This is a genomic window from Leptospira mtsangambouensis (genome assembly GCF_004770475.1).
Taxonomy (GTDB): Bacteria; Spirochaetota; Leptospiria; order Leptospirales; family Leptospiraceae; genus Leptospira_A; species Leptospira_A mtsangambouensis.
Genome location: NZ_RQHK01000015.1, coordinates 313,022 through 331,872, shown reverse-complemented (window position 1 = coordinate 331,872; position 18,851 = coordinate 313,022). Strand labels below are relative to the sequence as shown.

Sequence of the window (18,851 nt, the reverse complement as noted above, 5' to 3'; positions counted from 1 at the left end):
TCAATATAAGAAATATTTAAGAAAGGTAGGAAAAATTAAAGTCTACCTTTTACACTTTATGTAAACAATAAGGTATCATTTTTAGATACGAGCATACAAAACCCATTGCAACTAAATTTGGCTATGAAAAATCACCTTCGAATTAATCTCAATGCAGGAAATACTAATTGCAGAAATAAATCCAAGAGGAATAATTCTTAACAGCTACAAGAGAAATATTAAAATATAGAATATTCACTAACAAGAAAAAAAGGAACTATACATAATGATTACCAAACGGAAACTATCCCCGAAACAAATAGAAGAACTTCTCAATGCTTTAAAAGAGCGATTCGAAACGAATATGAATCGACATGAAAATTTAATATGGTCTGAAATACAAAAAAAGATAGAAACAAACTCCGAAAAACTTTGGTCCCTTTTTGAAATGGAAAGAACTGGCGGTGAACCGGATGTTATTAGGTATGACCAGAAAAGGAACCAATATATCTTCTATGATTGCTCGAAAGAAACTCCCAAAGATAGGAGAAGTCTTTGTTACGATCGAAAAGCATTGGATTCAAGAAAAGAAAATAAACCGAAGAATAACGTTTTTGATTTAGCTAGTGCAATGGGGATAGAATTGCTTACTGAAGAACAATACAGAGAACTACAAACTTTTGGAGACTTCGACACAAAAACATCTAGCTGGATTTTAACACCAACGAATATCAGAGATTTAGGTGGAGCTCTATTTGCAGACTTTCGATATGGCCAAGTATTTATCTACCACAATGGTGCTGAATCTTACTATGCAGCAAGAGGATTTCGTGGATCTCTCTTGGTTTAAAAAATGGACATACCTTTGGGTCGAGACAGTATGAAACAAAGTTACTTTATGTTTTTCGTAGCACCGCTTCTATATTACAATTGTTTTGGGGAATTAGAAATATTAAATTCAGATGGTAACAAAAAGACCAAGAGTCAAAAAAATGCGGCAATCGCTTGTGCCATAGCACAAAGTTCCGATTATAGCAGTTGTAATCCTGATACAAGTAGAACTTCATATTGTTCTACTCTATATAACCAATGCACCTTAGCTTGCGCATTAACGCAGCTAGCTTTCTCTATCGGTTGCGGCTTATAAGAATTTATGTCAAATTTGTTTATCAATCGTTTGATTCCTATAGAGAATTATCGATTGGAATGGGAAAATTTCTTGGTGCCTGACACCACCGAATATCAAACTTACAAACAAAATAGTAAACTTGAACTTGCAGTAAAGCCAAATGATGTCTTTTGGTATATAAGAGAAAAAGAAAATAGCGTTTTGCTCTCCACTGGAACATGGGGAACAAAACAGTCGATTGCAAATCGATTGATCACAACAACTCAATCAGAACATTTATACTCTTCATCTTTATGGAAGAAATTCTCAGCAAATCGATGTTTGATTCCAGTGACAGCTTATTTTGAATGGCAAATGCAAAGGACTGGAAAAAAACATAAGCTTAAAATTGAGTTTAAAGATAAAAACTCATTCTTTGGAGGAATTTGGGGACCATTACCAGAAAATTTGACTTGGGTCACGATTCTTACGCAAACTGCAAACGAGAAAACTGCAGAAATTCATAATTATGGGGATAATAAACATAGGCAACCCATCGTAATCAGAAAAGAAAACCAAAGGTTCTGGCTAAACCCCAAGTTAAACTCTGAATCAGAAATCAAAAAATTAATAACGCAGTTCCAAGAGAATGATATCACTACAGAAGATTTAGACTACGAACAAACATTATTCGATTGATTTTGTAATCTGTGGCTCAATTCCAGGCATAGTGATATAATTTGGCAGGGCTTCAATCCTATGCATCCATTTTCTTATATTTTTATATTCTGATAGATCTACCTGTCCTTGATGGCACAGGGCGATATAAGGATACATAGCGATATCAGCTATACTCAATTCATCTATTGCTAACCAATTTCTCGAACTTAATCTTTTTTCTAACAAATTGAGAAGATTTTCTGTAACCTGCTTTGCTTCTTCTAAATTAATTGTTCTTCCAAGCAAATAATGTACTCTTAATGCACTGGGACCACGAGATACTTCATTGGCCGCAGTGGAAAGCCAAGCAACGATTTCGGCTGACTTTATAGGATCATCAGGAAACCAATGACTCTCGCCATAAGCACGAGCCAAATATACTAAAATCGCTTGGCTATCTCGAAGGATCAAATTTCCATCCTTAAGAACAGGAACTTGACCAAAAGGATTTAGTTCTAGGAATTTTTCCGATTTATGTTCTTTGTCGACTGGATTAAAAATTCGACTTTCATATTTAAGATTTAAAAATGATAACATTAGCCTTATTTTGTAGCTATTTCCAGAAAGAGAAAATTCGAATAATTCAATCATATCCATTTCAGTACCAACTACCCTTAAGAGTTGGCAATAATTTTTTTGAAATTATAAAAGAAACCTTAAGAACAATGCAAAATAACATTCAATTTATTCAAAAAAAATTTATCCTTAGATCATATTAAAAAATTATTTCTTTGTCTCATCACCAAAAACCGTTCGAAAATCTTTTAATAAATTCAAAAAAGTTTTTCTATTTTTTTCAGAAATTGTGCTCAGGATTGGTTCAAAGTGTAATAAGATTTTTTTTGGTAAAACCTTTTCTAATGATTTTCCTTTTGTGGAAAGACTGATCAGCGTAGATCTTTTATCAAGTTTAGAAACCTCCACCTGAATCAGACCCGCCAATTCCATACGACGAATCATTTTCGAGGCAGATGGTGCATCTTGTAAGGTCAATTCAATGATCTGTTTTTGACTCAAAGTATCCTTTTGCCAAAGCATTGCTAATACCTGCCACTGCTCAGGTGATAATTGGAATTCTTTGAGACAACGTATCAATTCCCTTCGAAAGAGAAGCGCAACTCGGTTTAAATTAAAGCCGATTTGATCATCAAGTAAAAACATAATATCGATTAGGATTTTATATCCGCATTTACTTGTCCAGACAATAATCTATTGACAATCAAAACAACTCCCATTTACTTGTCTAGACAAGTAAATGGGAGTTCAAAAATGAAACAAATTGATTTGGTTTTTCGTATGTTGTTAGGAATTATTTTTATTTTGTTCGGGAGTAGTAAATTTTACGCTTTTATGCCAACGCCACCAATGACACCCGCAGCAGCGAATTTTATTGCGGCCATCATTACCACCGGCTATTTATGGAAACTAGTTGGCTTTTTGGAAATTTGCGGAGGACTACTTGTCATCTTCCCAAAAACTACCACTCTTGGATTAATGATCTTAGCCCCCATCATTGTAAATATCACACTCTATTTAGGATTTTTGCAATATACGATTGGTCCTGCTCCGTACATCATGATATTGTTTTTGTTATCTAGCTCCGGTCTCATCGCATGGCAAAGAAGAAAACAATGGTTAACGTTGTTTTACAACCATTCGTTGTAACAATAAAAACATTTTCATAACCTATGATTAGCAATCAGGGTAACTTAGAAAGAAACCCTGATTTTATTTAATTTAAGTCATCAATTTTTATATCGTTGGGCGATGGCCTACCCATTCCCAGTTCAATTGAATCTCTTAGACTTAGCAAAAAGATTGCCCATTTCATACTACAATGAGCAGTAAATTCGGACTCTTTTTTCCAATCTTGATGACGGAAGTATAGAATTGTCATACTTCCTCCATCTGGAGCTTTGCCATTGTCCCACTGAAAATCAATATGAGAACCAATCCAATCCTCTGGACCAGAAATACATTCCCATAACACATGTTTGGTACTAATTTCCTGAACTTTCATTTCCATAGCGTTTCCATGTCCAAATCCAAAAAATATTGAATTTCCAACCAAGGATACACCTGAGGAAAAATTACCATCGACTTCCTTTGTCCACCAATTTGATAATCCTACTTTTGTAGTGAGAGCATTCAGCACTTCTTTTTCAGAAGATCTAATGCCTATTTTGTGATATATTCCATTCATACATTCCCTCTTGTTTCATATGATTCAAAAATCTTTTCTATTTTTTATTATTTTATATATTCACCCATCCAAGAATCTAAACCTTCAAGAATGCAAGTCCAACCATGTTCATGCATTTTGACCTGGATATCAGTGACAAGTTCTTCTTGGATCAGAGTTATCAAAGTTTTTGGTTTTTGCCTCGAATCATTTGTAGTTTTTCCAAGATCATCAAATATTTCCTGAAATGTAATTGTTACCAGTGTATCTCTATTTTCCGTAGCTTGTGAACGCCAGGTAAATACTAATTTAGTAGGTTCTTCTATCGTTATATACTCACCTTCGTGCGGGAGAATTTTTCCATCGAGGGACATATTGATTAAAAATTTTCCACCTGGCCTTGCATCTAACGTAACAGATTCGATACCAATTCCTTCACCAGATATAAACCAACGTGAAAAATCTTCTGGATTGAGCCATGCCCGAAAGAGTTTTGATGGTTCAGCATTAATTCTTTTTTCTACTCTTAATACCTTTGGATTCATTTTCCTTCTCCTCTATAAATGCCTCAAGTTTTGCCAATTTGTTTGTCCAAAACTCTTGGTGATAAGTGATCCATTCGGTTGCTTCTGAAAGAGTCTGATTTTGCAGTTCCAAACGAAAGCTACGACCGTCTTCGGGAGCACGAACTTTTCGAATCAGTTGCGCTTCAGTCAGCACTTCTATGTGTTTGGCAACCCCAGCAAAGGACATGGAAAAGGGTTCAGCAAGTTCAGAAATACTCAAGGATCCTTTTCGAAGCCTTGCCAACATTTGCCTTCTTGAATGATCAGCAAGTGCAGAAAAAACCCGATCTAGAATTTGTTCTTTCTTTTTTAATTCAACCATTTAGTAGAATTAATTTTAATCCTTTTTTTTAGTCAATTATTAAACCAAATAGTTAAATATTTTTTATAAAAAAGAACCAACTCTGACAAATCCATATGCATATCATTTCTCTATGGAATGGAAATTGCCCGATGATAAACGACAAAAGAAACTGCGGAATTGGTATCCTACGTATGGAGTTTACAAGGGATGAGCTAATGTAAAATATACTCCAGGGAGCTTGTATGAACTGGATTTTCCTTGTAGTGGCCGGCCTTTTTGAAGTTTTATTTGCTTTTTGTTTAGGCAAAGCAAAAGAAACGTCCGGATATCAAACCTATTATTGGTATTTTGGCTTTTTGATTTCACTACTAATCAGCATGGGTTTACTCATCAAAGTAACCCAGGTCCTACCGATTGGAACCAGTTATGCGGTATGGACCGGAATCGGGGCTGTTGGGACAATTTTGATTGGGGTTATCTTTTTCAAAGAGCCAATGGAATTTTGGAGGATTTTTTTCCTTTCTACTTTAGTAATCTCTGTTATTGGACTTAAATTCGTATCACATTAAATGCAAATCTTGAACCAAAAATCTCATTTTAAAAAAGCACCTCCGGCATTTTTAAAAAATGCACAAAAAACATTATTTGATCCTTTAAAATTAATCATTACAAATGTCTTTTTAGAAGAAGAAAGTGCGGAATACAATGCCTGCCACTTCCAATGTAATGAAAAAAGAATAACCTTTCGAAGTGCTAAAGTTACTCCTAAAAAAATAGGACAATTTGTAACATTATGGAAGCGAAGTCAAAAAGGTCCCATTGAACCTTATCACTATAAAGACAAAATGGATTTATATATTATCGAAACTCAATATAAGAATCATATTGGATATTTTATTTTCACCAAAGAGATATTATATGAAAAGGGAATTCTTTTTGGTAAATATGAAGGAAAACGTGGATTTAGAGTTTATCCAACTTGGGATGAACCAAACAACAAACAAGGAATATCCACCAAAAAATGGCAATTGTCCTATTTTCTTGATAAGTCTGAAGATAAAAATGATTTAGATTCCTTGAGAAGTCATTTAGAGATTTTTATAAAATAACTTACCAAATTGATTGTTGTTGGAACTAAATCGACCAGGAGTCTGGCCTGTATATTTTTTAAATTCTTTAATAAAATGAGCCTGATCATAATATAAATCCAACAACCCTAGTTTCTGAAAATGAAGGATATCCGTTTTTGCCCAAGTTTTGTAGATAGACTGAAACCTTTCAATAGAAGAAACTAATTTTGGGGAAACACCGACATAAGATAAAAATAATTTATCAATGTAACGTTTGCTGTATCCGATATCTTCGAAAATATCCTGAATCAAATGCTGTCCTTTTTGTAATTGTATTTGATCAACTACATAATTCACGATTCGATTTTCTCTATTTAATAAAATTTTTGAGGAGATTAAGAATTCTTGAATGAAGTCTGAAATCTGATACGGATCGTTACTGTTACTTAATGATTCTTCTAATTTGTCTGCTGACTTACCAAAAATATCGGTGAAATATAAAATCTTATTGGTTGATTCATGCATAGGGAACGGAAAAATTTGATAACCGCCAATAGTGGTAAATCGAAAAATAAGTGTATTGATTTGAAAATCTGATGATCGAATTGAAACTGGATGATCCCATATCCCAGTAACCAAAATCTTTGATATTGGATATTCTCTCGTTAAGTCAAATTCTTCAGTTTTTAGCTTTCCACGAACAGGAACGATTAACTTTGCACTACTGTGTGGTACAACGATCGAACTATCTGAACTTGGAATTCCTACCCCACTTTCAAACCACCAGATACTTTCAATAATTTGGGCCAGTTCAGGGCGAATCTTAAGTGATAATATTTTCAATAGTTAGTTCCCCTTTTTACAATACTTTATCTCATTTTTATTGTAAACTTGAACCATATTTCAAATATTTCAAATCACAGGAAGTTTAAAAAATGAAATCAAATTGGAGAATTTACACGGCAATAGGATTAATGATTTTTTTTCTTATTGGTCATACAATCGGTAGTCTTACTAGAAAAGACTTAAAACTTGAAAATTCAATTCAAACCTTGCACGCGATGGAAACTACGTTTGTCGAACTGCCTAGTGGTTTATCAAATCATACAGTTGACGAATTTTATCAAGGTATGAGTTTTTCATTAGATGCATCGATCCTGCTTGTCATAGGACTTTTAATCATTTGTTTGACTGATGGGCAACTTCAGAGTCGGTCAAAAAACAAACTTCTTTTATTTGTAATCTTTTGGACCACAAGTATTTCAGTCTTAAGTTTTCTTTATATCTTTCCAGTCCCAGCTTTCACCTGTCTGATTTGTGCGGCTCTATTAACCTTAGAATGGTATAAAGTTCAGTTTTCACCCAAGAATGTTTAACAAATTAAGTTACTTTGAGAAGCTAGATTGGTTCCTGAATTTTTCTTTACCATTCCATTAAAATCAAAAGAAAGGTGGAATGAGTCAAATTTTTCGTAAAACTTTATCTACTAGACACTTTGATTTGGACTGGAACCGCCATGTCACAAGTAGGACCTATGAAAAATTTGGTTATGATGCTAGGTGCGAAGTATTAAAAGAATACGGTTATCTTATAGAACAAATGTTAAATGAAAACATAAGTTATGTTCCTGGTTCCACTTATGTTCGTTTTCTAAATCAACAATTTGTAAATGCAGAGATGACAGTAGAAACTCATGTTTACAGATTGGAAGATGGAACACTCCTTTGGAAACAATCAGTTTTGGGACCAGATGGTAAAAAAGCCTGTGAATTAGAAACAACTTCTCGTTTGGTTCAGGATGGCAAAAACATCCATATCGAAAATATTCCCAAAATCAATGTTCCCTCTTATGAATTTACCATTCATCCTAAACCGAGCACACAAAATACCGTAGAACATGATTACTACATACCTTTTAGTGATATGAATTGTTTTTGGAATTTACCATCGGATTCAATTTGGAAAATTTTCGAAGAAGGTCGTTTTCTTTTTTTTAAGGAAATCGTTGATTTAAACTTAATTAAAGAAACAGACTCCACTACTTTTTTTATGGGTGGTGAAATTATCATCCACAAACAACCAGAACCAGGCTCTCATGTAAGAATCTTAAGTTGGATTGAAAGTTTTGAAAAAATTCGTTTTTATTTTAGGCAAGACATAGTTGATCTTCAAGGCAATTTATTAGTTAGCATGAAAGACGAACAACTGTTTGTCTCTCTTTCAAGTTCAAGGCCAAGGAGGGCACCTGCAGCTTTTTTTGATAAAATAGAACGATTTATTGAATGATCGGCGTTTTTTCTTTGAGTAAAGTTTCTTCAGCCAATGTAAGTTCCCGATAACAACCCAATGTTAAAGTAGGATCCAATTCCAAATTTCCCATTTTCATTCGTTTGAGATAAACGACTTCTTTACCTAAACTTTGAAACATTCTTCGAATTTGTCTATATTTCCCTTCTTTTAGCCAGACAGTGACAACGTTTGGTTTGTTTGGATCAGGTATTGCCAGTTTTGCCGGTAACGTTTTGTAACCATCATCCAAAACAATTCCTTTCTCAAAGGAAAGGATGTCCTCGTTTGTGACAGGATCCGAAATTTCAGCATAATATTCTTTTTCAACAAAATGTTTGGGTGAAGTATAATAATGCGCCAAAGTTCCATCCGTAGTGAATAGTAACAAACCTTCCGTTTCTTTATCCAAACGACCCACTGGAAAAAGATTCATATTCTGATGCCTTTCCGTTAAATAATCCATCACCGTTTTTTCCCTTGGATCTTCCGTTGCCGTAATACAATCGGGGGCTTTGTTCATCATGAAGTAGTAGAACTCTTTACGAATTAATGTTTCTTCATAATAAGTGACTTCATCAGCAAGAGATACTTTAAAACCGGGATCCTTTGTTACAATCCCATTGACTTTCACAAGGCCCTGATGGATTTCCTTTTTGACATCTGAACGAGAACCAAGTCCAAAATTTCCAAGTACCTTATCCAACCGATCTTTTGCCATATTCTGTTTCAACTTCTAAATCCTAAAGGGATATTGCAATCAGGAATTCTCAGAGTTACCTACCGATTGAAACAAAAAAAGGTATCGAAAACAAATAAGAAAAACAATCTAACTACTATGTTTGATACCTTTTTAAGGATTCTGAAAACTTCTCGCACTGCCTTTGATTTGGCCTACAAAAGTTCCCCTGTTTTAACCGTTTTCATTTCCGTTCTTACTGTGATAAACGGATTATTCCCTTCCTTACTTGTTTGGATTGGAAAACTAATCATCGATTCCATCTTACTCTCGCAAACAGCAACAAATCATTGGATGGATTTATTACAATCAGATGCAGTTCAATTGGTTTATTTAGAGGCAATACTCACAATATTATTTTTTGGATCACAAAAAATATACAATATATCTTATACCTTACTACGAATTCGTTTGGGCCAGGAAGTCAACGAACGAATTCTTTCCAAAGCAATTCATTTGGAACTTACTCATTTCGAAGATTCAGAAACTTACGATAAAATGACACAGGCAAGGACAGAAGCATCCTCAAAGCCACTTTCAATGGTTACAAGGTTTTTTACAATTGCACAGTCGTCTGTTACTATTATTAGTTTTTTTGGTCTACTTGTTAAACTTTCACCACTCGCGTCATTCATCTTAGTCATTGCAGCCATTCCTTCTTTTATTGCAGAAACAAAATTTTCAAATCATAGTTTTCGTTTGTTTCGATGGAAAGCGAAAGAAACTAGAGAACAAATTTACTTAGAAACACTTATGGCAAGAGAAGACAATGCCAAAGAAATTTTACTGTTTAACTTAGGGAAAGAATTTTTAAATCGATACAAAAACAACTTTCAACGAATCTATGCAGAAGATAAAAAACTAACGATCTATAAAGGCATTTTTAGTTTCCTACTTGGATTACTCAGCCAATTTGCATTTTACGGTTCTTATATCTGGATTGTATGTTTGGCTTTGTTACACAAAATTTCCCTAGGTGAAATGACTATGTATCTAGTCATCTTTCGACAAGGACAAAATACTTTTTCCAATGCACTCTCCGCTTTTGGAGGAATTTATGAAGACCATTTATATATTGAAAACCTATTGGAATTTTTAGATCTACCAATCTTAAAACAATACGGGAACCACAAAGGAAATCATAAAAAACTTGGAATTGTTTTTGATTCTGTTTCATTTCAATATCCTGGTTCCAAACAACCTTCATTATCCAATGTTAGCTTTGAATTAAAACCAGAAGAAAAACTTGCAATCGTTGGCGAAAACGGATCCGGCAAAACAACACTGATTAAACTATTAACTCGTTTGTATTCGCCTACATCAGGAAAAATATACTTAGATGGAATTAACCTAGAAGATTGGGATGAAGAAGCCTTACGTAAAAGGTTCGGTGTTATTTTTCAAAATTTTGTTCAGTATCAATTCAAAGTTGGTGAAAATATTGGAATGGGTGATGTACAAAAAAATCAATCAGAAGCCGAATGGATTCCAGCTGCAAAGTTGGGAATGGCCCATGAATTTGTTACGAACTTAGAAAAAGGATACGAAACAAGACTTGGTAAATGGTTTAAAGATGGACGTGAATTGTCTGGAGGACAATGGCAAAAAGTGGCTCTTTCTCGCGCCTTTATGCGTTCCAGTGCAGACATCTTAATTTTAGATGAGCCTACCTCTGCCATTGATGCAGAAGCTGAAATGAAAGTTTTTGAACATTTTAGAGAACACACACAAGGAAAAACAGTCATTCTTATTTCTCATCGATTTTCCACTGTACGAATGGCCGATCAAATCCTAGTACTAGAAAATGGAAAAAAAACAGAATGGGGAAGTCATGAAGAACTTCTGATCAAAAAAGGAAAATACGAAAAACTATTTCGATTGCAACAAGCAGGATATCAATAGCGGATACAAAATATCCGATACTCTTTAGTGTAAGTGAGTCAGTAAAACAAGGACTAGGCATGGAAGAAAGTTACTCTAATTTGGGGATGCGAAAATTAAAAGACCTGATCGATTCATTTGGAGAAAGATCTAAAGAAATCGGTTCTGTCGCAGCATCTATTCAACAGGTTGCAAAACAGACCAACTTACTAGCGCTAAATGCTTCGATTGAAGCTGCACGAGCCGGAGAACACGGACGTGGATTTGAAATTGTAGCCAATGAAGTGACAAAACTATCATTTCAAACCTCAGAAGCTACCAAAAAAATTTCAGATATTTTATCTCGCATTAATATTGAAAATCAATCTGCCAATTCAGATGTCATGGAAATGGAAAAACAATCCATTGTTGAATATGCTGAACTTTGGACAAACAACATTGCAAAAGAGCTGGAATCAAAATTTTACATTATGGCTACTTCGCTTTATGGTTTAAAATTTTTAATTCAAAGTTTAGTCCATGCGAATATTGGAATGAAAAGAGAACATTTACTGCTCATTCTACAAGAATATTTGATTCAGAATGAACAACAACTGGCTTATGCAATCTGTTGTGAATCAAATGTAATTGATCTTATGGATTCGGAGTATTCTGGGAAAGAAGGTCATGATTCTCAAGGTAGATTTGTTCCTTATTGCCATAGACATACTGGCCGGATATCCATTGAACCATTACAAGGTTATGATATACCAGGTGAAAACGAGTGGTATACTCTCCCCCGAGATTTAGGTGAAGATGTTATGATGGAACCATATGATTATCCGATCGAAGGTAAAACAGTAAAAATGACAAGCCTCATGACTAATTTATTTTTACATTCCAAATTTGCCGGTATTCTTGGCGCAGACTTTTCGCTAGAACAATTACAATCAGAACTATCACCAAAAAAACTTTTTGGATTTGGTACAACCTCACTCATCACTTATAATGGGAACTATGCCTCACATCCGGAGATTGATTTTTTAGGTACCCCTGCAGGATCACTTACCGAAGAGGCAAAACGAGCTGTCCAGAGAGGTGAAAGTTTTACCTATATCGACAAATCGAACATAGCTAGAATTTTAAAGCCAGTCCGAATTGGACAAAGCAAGCGACCTTGGAGCATCCTCGTAGAATTCAACTTACTTTCTATTCTTAAGAAGTAATCATACCCTACCTATCCAAGCTAGACGATTAGATACTTGATTCGCCATCGCGAATCAAAACTCTGGTTGTATGGACATTGATTCCTTGTTACAGGATTTAAAAAATCTTTTGGATTCGCCAAAGGAACTTGTAACAATTTCAGAGGAAAAACGCTTAGAACTGATGATCCTCTGCGGAAAAATTTCTCGCCCCGACCGAAACGAAGTCCGCAAAAGAAACAAAACTGTTCGCATTGAAAAAAAGCAGACTCTTAAAATTCAGGAAAAACAAAAAACTGCGTTAACAGGGATCAGACGAGCAAGAGAAACAGCCGTTTTCAAAGCTCCTTTACAAATTTCAAATACTGCCGGATGGTCCTGGGACAAAGCAGAAGAACTTTCAAATCCTAAACCATGTTACATCTGTAAAACACCATTTACGAAACTACATTTTTTTTACGATGCGATGTGCCCCAACTGCGCAGAACTTAACTATTCCAAACGATTCCAAACAGCTGACCTCCGTGGAACTGTTGCTGTTATTACTGGATCTCGTTTAAAAATTGGGTATCAGGCAACCTTACTCTTGTTACGTTCTGGTGCTAGGGTCATTGCAACGACCAGATTTCCAAATGATTCGGCGATTCGATTTTCCAAAGAATCTGATTTTCATTTATGGAAAGACCGGTTACAAGTATTTGGACTCGACTTACGACACACACCAAGCGTAGAAATTTTTTGTAAATTTTTAGAAAACCATTTAGAACGATTGGATATTCTCATCAACAACGCAGCTCAAACTGTCAGACGACCTCCCGGTTTTTATGGTCATCTACTTGATGCGGAAAAATTGACTCTATCGGAATTACCTCCTGAGGCACAAAAATTACTCAGTTTTTACCAACATTGCAAACAAGAGTTAGATTCCTATCGATCAGATTCTGAGATGAAAGATACAGCCACTGCACTTGCAGTGAGTTGGAATCACAAAACACCAGGTGTAGGAATTCGTTCTTCGGCTGCTTTATCGCAAATCCCATATTCTCATGACAATTCCAATGAATTAGAAGCAGTATTTCCAGAAGGCCAGTTAGATGCGGACTTACAACAAGTTGACCTTCGCAAAACAAATAGTTGGCGATTGAAACTCGGCGAAATCAATACATCTGAAATGTTGGAAGTCCAGTTAGTAAATGCAGTGGCACCGTTTGTACTTTGCAATCGACTTGTTGGTATTATGCGAAGGGACAATACAGGAAAAAAACATATTATCAATGTTTCTGCGATGGAAGGAAAATTCCATAGGTTTAAAAAAGAAGACCGCCACCCACACACAAACATGGCAAAAGCTGCTCTCAATATGATGACTCATACATCAGCAGAAGATTTTGCAAAAGATGGAATCTTTATGAATGCTGTGGATACAGGTTGGGTCACCGATGAAGATCCAATTGAACTAGCAAAAAGAAAACAGGATCTTCATGATTTCCAACCACCTCTCGATATAGTCGATGGAGCAGCAAGAGTCGTTGATCCTCTGTTTGATGGTGTCAACACAGGAAAACATTGGATTGGGAAATTTCTCAAAGATTATTTCCCTATTGATTGGTAAGTAAGTTCGTATCACTAACCTATCAAACTTTACGAACTCAATCAAAACCAAATTCCTGAAACAATTGAATTTCATTACCAATTGTTTATACCTTTCGTGTGATATAAGATCTTAAAAAAATTTGACCACTCTCACCACTTTGCAAAAAAGATTGGCGTTCAAAAAAGAACGGGTAAAAGAGAGAGGTTCCGTTTAGAACCAAATTCTAAGATTTTGCCCTAGTGGAGGTCTTTTTTTCCCTGTCATAGCCTTCATTCCTAACAAATAGGGCCCTTAGGTTGCTGCAAAACCTGGTCTAAGTTACAACTGATCCCCCTACCTTTCCAAACAAAAAAACAATACTAATTTTCTTAGAAATAATTCATTCACATTTTAAACTTAAACACGTTGACTGACTGGTCAGTATCTTCGTTTATGGATAAAAGGGGTGAAAATGTATTTCGTACTTTTCATATTTCTTTCTGCTTTATTTGCAATGACTCTCGGTATTCCCGATGCCACCTTCCCACAGGGTGACGAAATCATGCACATTCGTTCCATTCGAGAAAGTTTGGAAGCGGGAAGTTATACCCTACCTGTTTTATCTGGACTCCCAAATCCTTACAAACCACCACTCCTCTTCTGGATGGGAATGTTCTTTGATAAAATCTTTGGAATCGGTTATTTTGCAGAACGATTTGTTTCTTTTATTTTAGGACTTGGAACTTTAGGTTTGTTTTATAAGCTTTATCTTTCCTTTAGCAAATCGCCAAAAGAATCAAAACTTGCAACGTTAACCCTTGCATTCTCCTTCCTTTCATTAAAATTTTTTGGTCTTCTGATGATGGAAGGTGCGATGGTGTTTTTCACCCTTCTCTACATATTTCTGTTTTACCAATCCAAAAAAACGAAGAATCAAGTTTATTTAGTTTTAGGAAGTTTTTTGATTGGTTTTGGATATCTACTCAAAGGGCCAATCCTTCATATCTATATCGTTTTATTTTTACTCAGCTACCTCTATGTAAAAATGATTCGAATCAGAAAGGGCCAATTTCATTTTTCTTTCAAACCAATCATTGATGAAAAACAAACTCTTCTTTTGTTTTCACTTTCCTTCATCATTCCTTTACTTTGGATTTCCTATTTGTATTTATTTACAACGTCTGGAAAAGAATTATTAAGATTCTTTTTTATTACAGAGAACATGGGAAAATTTTATGCAGCAAACCAATCTGGGCTCAGAATATGGGGAGGTTGGCTTCTTTACACAATCCCGTTTACCATTCCACTTCTGCATATCACTTGGTTAACTATTTCAAAACCAACAAATGAAAAAAACAAAGTTTGGTCCATGGTAGTGATTGTATTTTTGTTACTTGTTACAATCTTTCATTTATTACCCAACCGAAAAGATCCTTATTATGTAACTCCATTTGTAACTTTATTGTTTTTATTACCTGCAATTAAAAGGACAAATTGGGAGGCATTGATTCTTTCCAAACTAAATCAATTTTCAATTCCTATCATTTACTTTCTATTTGTTGCGGTTGCGATCATCTTAAGACTTCCTTTGTTATTTTTAGTCTCACTTTTAGGAATTATTATTTCTATTAGTGCAATCTTTGCCTTCCAAAATCAAAAGTTACGTTTTTATGGAATTTTAATTCCTCAACTACTACTTGTTCCAATAACAATGTTTTTTCTCATTCGGCCAATGGCAGATCCTGATATCACGAAACAACTTGTTGGGTTAGAAGGAAAAGAAATCTGTGTCATCGCAGAAAACCCTTGGACTGCTATGGATGTACAAAACAAACTAAAAAGTTCAAAAGTATATTTTGCATTGCCGCTCACTTACCATGAGACCTGTGCTTCAAGCGCTGTCATGGTGGCATTTCAAGAAACAAGTTTTGGCGAAGAATGGAAAAAGGAATCTTCTTGGTTCCAATGGAAACAACATTTAAACTTAGATTCTAATCAAACAATAAAAGCCTTACTAAAGATGGATAAACGTTCTTTCCAATCAGAAGTGAGTGTTTGGAAAAAGGAGGAAAATCTATGAAAAAATACGGATTCCTTCTTTTCCTTTTAGCAATCGTTTCTCTTTGGGATATTTCCAAAGACAACGCTCCTAAATTTGGACAGAAGGCAAAACTAGAACAGTCATCGGAATGCAAATTACTTTGTGAAAGGGCAAGTCATTGTTTAAAGGACGACCAAAAACAGTTACAAGATCCTAAGATGTACCAATTTGCCTGTGAAATTCTTTGCACTAAACAATTCCAATTGTTTGGCGAATGTTCCAAAGCAATCGCAACCTCTTGTGAAAGTGGTGAGTTATGTATCAAAAATCAAACAAAGGGGCTTTTTTAAAAACAAAAGAAGTTAAATGACCAGTCATGCAAAATAAAACAAGTATTATACTCCCAACTTATAACGAAGCCGGTAATATTAAAAACTGTGCTGAAACCATCTCTAAAATTTTAGAAAAAGAATCTTTAGAGTTTGAAATTGTCATTGTGGATGATAACTCCCCTGATGGAACTTTCGAAGTCGCCAAAGTCCTTGCGGAATACGACAAACGAATCAAACCCTTTGTTCGTACTACCGAAAGAGGACTGAGTTCTGCCGTAACTTATGGGTATGAAAAAGCTGAAGGTGATAATTTGGTGGTTGTGGATGCCGACTTTCAACACGATTATACCAAAATTCCCGATGTGATTCGGTTGCTAAATGAAAACGACATTGTTGTTGCAACACGACGCAGTGCCGATGGTGGTTATGGAAATTTTCCCATTCTAAGAAAGTTAGCAAGTCAGTTTGCAACCAAAATCTCTGAATGGTTGTTCCCTGTTCCAATTTCGGATCCAATGAGTGGATTTTTTGGAATTCGAAAGTCAATTTATTTAGAAACCAAAGAAAAACTTCATCCCAGAGGTTATAAAATTCTATTTGAAATTTTGGGTTCTGTTCATACAGAAAAGATCGCAGAGGTTGGATATACGTTTGGCCTTCGCACTTGGGGACAATCAAAACTTGATTCGGGTGTTATCTTTTATTTCATTTGGGACCTAATTTCGATTAAATGGAACCAGTGGAGGTCTTCCCACTCCTTTCAGTTCCGTTCGAAAAGAAGAAATTCACATATCCATCCGTAATCAAACTTTAGGGCGAATGTGAAAAAATTAGAGATATAAAAAATATTTCGAATCGTTTTTCTTTTCCAAACTCTCAGGTATTTTTTACTTTTACCGTCCATTGTTTTGTGAGGGAAAACATGGTCACAAAAACGGTAGAGGAAAGTTGTTATCGAATTGAGTCCAATCGACTGGATGTATACTCGGCCGCAAGTTTAGAAGAAGATATGACAAATATCTTAGAAAAAGGAGTCACCTCTCTCTACTTAGATTTTTCCAATGTAGAGGAGGTTTCTTCTTCTGTTCTCGGGCTTCTTTTATACAAAAAGATGGTCTACGGAAAACAAGGTGTACGACTTTTACTCATCAATGTCAACCCGCAGATCCAAAAGATTTTAAAAATTCTAAATCTCAACTCCCACTTACTTCTTTAGTTTGGTTTCTAAAACAAGGCCCGAATGAGGAGGCAACTGAAATACATCCCCTAATACAGCGGCACCACCAAACTTGTACAAAACCTTGGAACCTTTGATGATAGGCTCCGAACTTTCCTTCTCTCCGAAGTTTAAATACACAGTGATTCCCTTGGCACCAAGAACCCTCTCAAAACACAATAAATCACTATGATTCGTGTCCTTCGTTCTGACAGTCCCCTCTTTTAAAACAGCAGATTCTTTTCGTAAATGGAATAGGGATTTGTAATGGTTCCAGAGAGAATCTTCTTTTTTTCTTTGGCCAATTACTGTATCAGTAACTTTCACTTTGCCAATAGGCAACCAAGGATCTCCTTTTGAAAATCCTGCATTTTCAACTGTATCCCATAACATAGGCAGACGACAATTGTCTCTGTTGATATAAATCCCAAGAAGATTGGATAAAAACAAAGGAACAAATCGATTCATTTTGGCAATGGGATCTTTTCCAAGAAAATTTGCGATCCTTCCTTCTTTTCTTCCAATTTCTTCCCCATAATAAACAATGGGTACCCCTCTTGCTAAAAACTGAAAGGCTGAAAGAACTTTTGCCTTACGAATATCACCACCTAACCTATCAATATATCGTCTTTGGTCGTGATTACCCAAAACATAGGTAGGAGTGAACGGTGCCTGAAATTCTTTTTCGTTTTTTTCTAAAAGATCTTTAAAAAATTTGGCATGATAATCAAAATGAATTAACTCAAATTGAAATACCAAATTGAGCCCATCGCCTTTTTCGCCTAAAAAGGATTTTAAAACTTTATCCGACCCACTCACTTCTCCAATGAGAAATGGTTTTTGTTTGTATTTAGATATATGTTTTCGAACTTCCTTTGCAAATTGAAACGATTCGGGTAAGTTGAGATTGTAAGTTTTTTTCTGGAAAAACGCCTCATCATGGTTATCTGGTGTGGGAAAGTATCGCAAACTAGAAGGATTGTCTCGAAAACTTTCATCTTTATAAATGGAGTTAAAGATATCCAATCGAAACCCATCGACTCCTTTTTTTAACCAAAAGTCCAAAACTCCAAACATAGCTTTTTTTACATTTGGGTTTCGGTAATTGAGATCCGGCTGAAACGATAAAAAGTTACTATAAAAATACTCATCTGTGGTTTTGTCGTAGTTCCAACCAGATGTTCCCACCATAGAAATCCAATTGTTTGGCTTTTTCCCATTCCCCTTCCTCCAAATATAAAAATCCCTTTTGGAATTTTCTTTCGAAGATTTGGATTCTAAAAACCAAGGGTGTTTGTCCGATGTATGGTTCATCACCATATCTAGAACCACTCGCATCTTCCGTTTGTGGATTTCTTTAATGAGTTTGTCGCAGTCTTCCATTGTCCCAAATCGAGGGTCAATAGCGGTGTAGTCGGAAATATCGTATCCAAAGTCTTCGCCTGGGCTTCTGTAAAAAGGGGAAAACCAAATGGTCTCCACACCCAAATCACGAATCTGGTCCAAACGCCCAAGAATCCCTTGTAAATCGCCAATCCCATCTCCATTGGAATCCTGAAAGGACCAAGGGTAAATTTGATAAATTGAAGTTTGTTTCCACCATTCCATTTTGTTTTCCATGACTTTTCTAAAACTTCCCCGTTATTTCAGTTGCCTCTTACCTAAATACC

The 18,851-nt window shown here is 35.4% G+C and carries 22 protein-coding genes; 14 read left to right on the top strand and 8 right to left on the bottom strand.

Translation table 11 applies throughout. The features are described 5' to 3' along the window. Positions 1 to 265 precede the first annotated feature (265 nt). Complete coding sequence (locus EHR01_RS12185; RefSeq protein WP_135695032.1) at positions 266 to 829, top strand: DUF4256 domain-containing protein; 564 nt, start codon at positions 266 to 268, stop codon at positions 827 to 829. 303 nt (positions 830 to 1,132) lie between these two features. Next, a complete protein-coding gene (locus tag EHR01_RS12180) occupies positions 1,133 to 1,786 on the top strand; it encodes an SOS response-associated peptidase family protein (RefSeq protein WP_135695031.1) in 654 nt (217 codons plus the stop codon). On the opposite strand, the gene EHR01_RS12175 is transcribed toward EHR01_RS12180, so the two are convergent. Together EHR01_RS12175 and EHR01_RS12170 are read right to left on the bottom strand one after the other, a co-directional pair. Next, a complete protein-coding gene (locus EHR01_RS12175) occupies positions 1,775 to 2,404 on the bottom strand; it encodes a glutathione S-transferase family protein (protein ID WP_208721771.1) in 630 nt (209 codons plus the stop codon). The two genes, EHR01_RS12180 and EHR01_RS12175, sit on opposite strands and share 12 nt — an antisense overlap. Positions 2,405 to 2,530: 126 nt before the next feature. Further along, the gene (locus EHR01_RS12170) at positions 2,531 to 2,968 is read right to left on the bottom strand and encodes a MarR family winged helix-turn-helix transcriptional regulator (RefSeq protein ID WP_135695030.1); all 438 of its coding nucleotides are present in this window, start codon (positions 2,966 to 2,968) and stop codon (positions 2,531 to 2,533) included. Positions 2,969 to 3,076: 108 nt separating this feature from the next. Here EHR01_RS12170 and EHR01_RS12165 point away from each other — a divergent pair, with 108 nt between their 5' ends. Continuing rightward, positions 3,077 to 3,472 carry a DoxX family membrane protein gene (locus EHR01_RS12165; RefSeq protein WP_135695029.1) on the top strand — a complete coding sequence of 132 codons (396 nt, stop codon included), beginning with the start codon at positions 3,077 to 3,079 and terminating at the stop codon, positions 3,470 to 3,472. Between the two features lie 67 nt (positions 3,473 to 3,539). Here EHR01_RS12165 and EHR01_RS12160 read toward each other — a convergent pair whose 3' ends face one another. Genes EHR01_RS12160 through EHR01_RS12150 form a run of 3 tightly spaced genes read right to left on the bottom strand, consistent with a single transcriptional unit; the run spans position 3,540 to position 4,877 of the window. After that, complete coding sequence (locus EHR01_RS12160) at positions 3,540 to 4,010, bottom strand: SRPBCC family protein (protein WP_135695028.1); 471 nt, start codon at positions 4,008 to 4,010, stop codon at positions 3,540 to 3,542. A gap of 47 nt (positions 4,011 to 4,057) precedes the next feature. Further along, positions 4,058 to 4,534, bottom strand: coding sequence for an SRPBCC family protein (locus tag EHR01_RS12155; protein ID WP_135695027.1), 477 nt, complete (start codon positions 4,532 to 4,534; stop codon positions 4,058 to 4,060). Beyond that, a complete protein-coding gene (locus EHR01_RS12150) occupies positions 4,497 to 4,877 on the bottom strand; it encodes an ArsR/SmtB family transcription factor (protein ID WP_135695026.1) in 381 nt (126 codons plus the stop codon). The genes EHR01_RS12155 and EHR01_RS12150 overlap by 38 nt, the downstream gene beginning before the upstream one ends. Before the next feature lie 224 nt (positions 4,878 to 5,101). On the opposite strand from EHR01_RS12150, the gene EHR01_RS12145 reads away from it, so the two are divergent. Then, positions 5,102 to 5,428: a DMT family transporter gene (locus EHR01_RS12145; RefSeq protein WP_135695025.1), complete on the top strand. Its 327-nt coding sequence runs from the start codon at positions 5,102 to 5,104 to the stop codon at positions 5,426 to 5,428. Positions 5,429 to 5,437: 9 nt separating this feature from the next. Further along, positions 5,438 to 5,968 carry a MepB family protein gene (locus EHR01_RS12140; protein WP_425269986.1) on the top strand — a complete coding sequence of 177 codons (531 nt, stop codon included), beginning with the start codon at positions 5,438 to 5,440 and terminating at the stop codon, positions 5,966 to 5,968. Here the strand turns inward: EHR01_RS12140 and EHR01_RS12135 are convergent. Then, positions 5,948 to 6,772 carry a helix-turn-helix domain-containing protein gene (locus EHR01_RS12135; protein ID WP_135695023.1) on the bottom strand — a complete coding sequence of 275 codons (825 nt, stop codon included), beginning with the start codon at positions 6,770 to 6,772 and terminating at the stop codon, positions 5,948 to 5,950. The two genes, EHR01_RS12140 and EHR01_RS12135, sit on opposite strands and share 21 nt — an antisense overlap. A 92-nt stretch (positions 6,773 to 6,864) precedes the next feature. Between EHR01_RS12135 and EHR01_RS12130 the strand changes: the two genes are divergently transcribed. Both EHR01_RS12130 and EHR01_RS12125 read left to right on the top strand, forming a co-directional pair. Next, positions 6,865 to 7,305 (top strand): LIC_13387 family protein, encoded by a 441-nt coding sequence (locus tag EHR01_RS12130; protein WP_135695022.1) that lies wholly within the window; start codon positions 6,865 to 6,867, stop codon positions 7,303 to 7,305. A gap of 79 nt (positions 7,306 to 7,384) precedes the next feature. Beyond that, a complete protein-coding gene (locus EHR01_RS12125) occupies positions 7,385 to 8,215 on the top strand; it encodes a thioesterase family protein (protein WP_135695021.1) in 831 nt (276 codons plus the stop codon). Here the strand turns inward: EHR01_RS12125 and EHR01_RS12120 are convergent. Then, positions 8,205 to 8,936 carry a pseudouridine synthase gene (locus EHR01_RS12120; protein WP_135695020.1) on the bottom strand — a complete coding sequence of 244 codons (732 nt, stop codon included), beginning with the start codon at positions 8,934 to 8,936 and terminating at the stop codon, positions 8,205 to 8,207. The two genes, EHR01_RS12125 and EHR01_RS12120, sit on opposite strands and share 11 nt — an antisense overlap. A gap of 117 nt (positions 8,937 to 9,053) precedes the next feature. Here EHR01_RS12120 and EHR01_RS12115 point away from each other — a divergent pair, with 117 nt between their 5' ends. From EHR01_RS12115 to EHR01_RS12085, 7 genes are all read left to right on the top strand, one after another. Continuing rightward, a complete protein-coding gene (locus tag EHR01_RS12115) occupies positions 9,054 to 10,856 on the top strand; it encodes an ABC transporter ATP-binding protein (protein ID WP_135695019.1) in 1,803 nt (600 codons plus the stop codon). Between the two features lie 59 nt (positions 10,857 to 10,915). Further along, positions 10,916 to 12,040 carry a methyl-accepting chemotaxis protein gene (locus EHR01_RS12110; RefSeq protein WP_135695018.1) on the top strand — a complete coding sequence of 375 codons (1,125 nt, stop codon included), beginning with the start codon at positions 10,916 to 10,918 and terminating at the stop codon, positions 12,038 to 12,040. Positions 12,041 to 12,110: 70 nt separating this feature from the next. After that, complete coding sequence (locus EHR01_RS12105; RefSeq protein ID WP_135695017.1) at positions 12,111 to 13,631, top strand: SDR family oxidoreductase; 1,521 nt, start codon at positions 12,111 to 12,113, stop codon at positions 13,629 to 13,631. 433 nt (positions 13,632 to 14,064) lie between these two features. Further along, positions 14,065 to 15,672 (top strand): ArnT family glycosyltransferase, encoded by a 1,608-nt coding sequence (locus EHR01_RS12100; protein ID WP_135695016.1) that lies wholly within the window; start codon positions 14,065 to 14,067, stop codon positions 15,670 to 15,672. Then, the gene (locus tag EHR01_RS12095; RefSeq protein ID WP_135695015.1) at positions 15,669 to 15,983 is read left to right on the top strand and encodes a hypothetical protein; all 315 of its coding nucleotides are present in this window, start codon (positions 15,669 to 15,671) and stop codon (positions 15,981 to 15,983) included. Before EHR01_RS12100 ends, EHR01_RS12095 begins: the two co-directional genes overlap by 4 nt. A gap of 26 nt (positions 15,984 to 16,009) precedes the next feature. After that, positions 16,010 to 16,768: a polyprenol monophosphomannose synthase gene (locus tag EHR01_RS12090; RefSeq protein ID WP_135695014.1), complete on the top strand. Its 759-nt coding sequence runs from the start codon at positions 16,010 to 16,012 to the stop codon at positions 16,766 to 16,768. A 119-nt stretch (positions 16,769 to 16,887) separates the two neighbouring features. After that, a complete protein-coding gene (locus tag EHR01_RS12085; protein WP_135695013.1) occupies positions 16,888 to 17,181 on the top strand; it encodes an STAS domain-containing protein in 294 nt (97 codons plus the stop codon). On the opposite strand, the gene EHR01_RS12080 is transcribed toward EHR01_RS12085, so the two are convergent. Further along, a complete protein-coding gene (locus tag EHR01_RS12080) occupies positions 17,170 to 18,801 on the bottom strand; it encodes an alpha-glucosidase (protein ID WP_208721770.1) in 1,632 nt (543 codons plus the stop codon). The genes EHR01_RS12085 and EHR01_RS12080 overlap by 12 nt on opposite strands. Between the last annotated feature and the right edge of the window lie 50 nt (positions 18,802 to 18,851).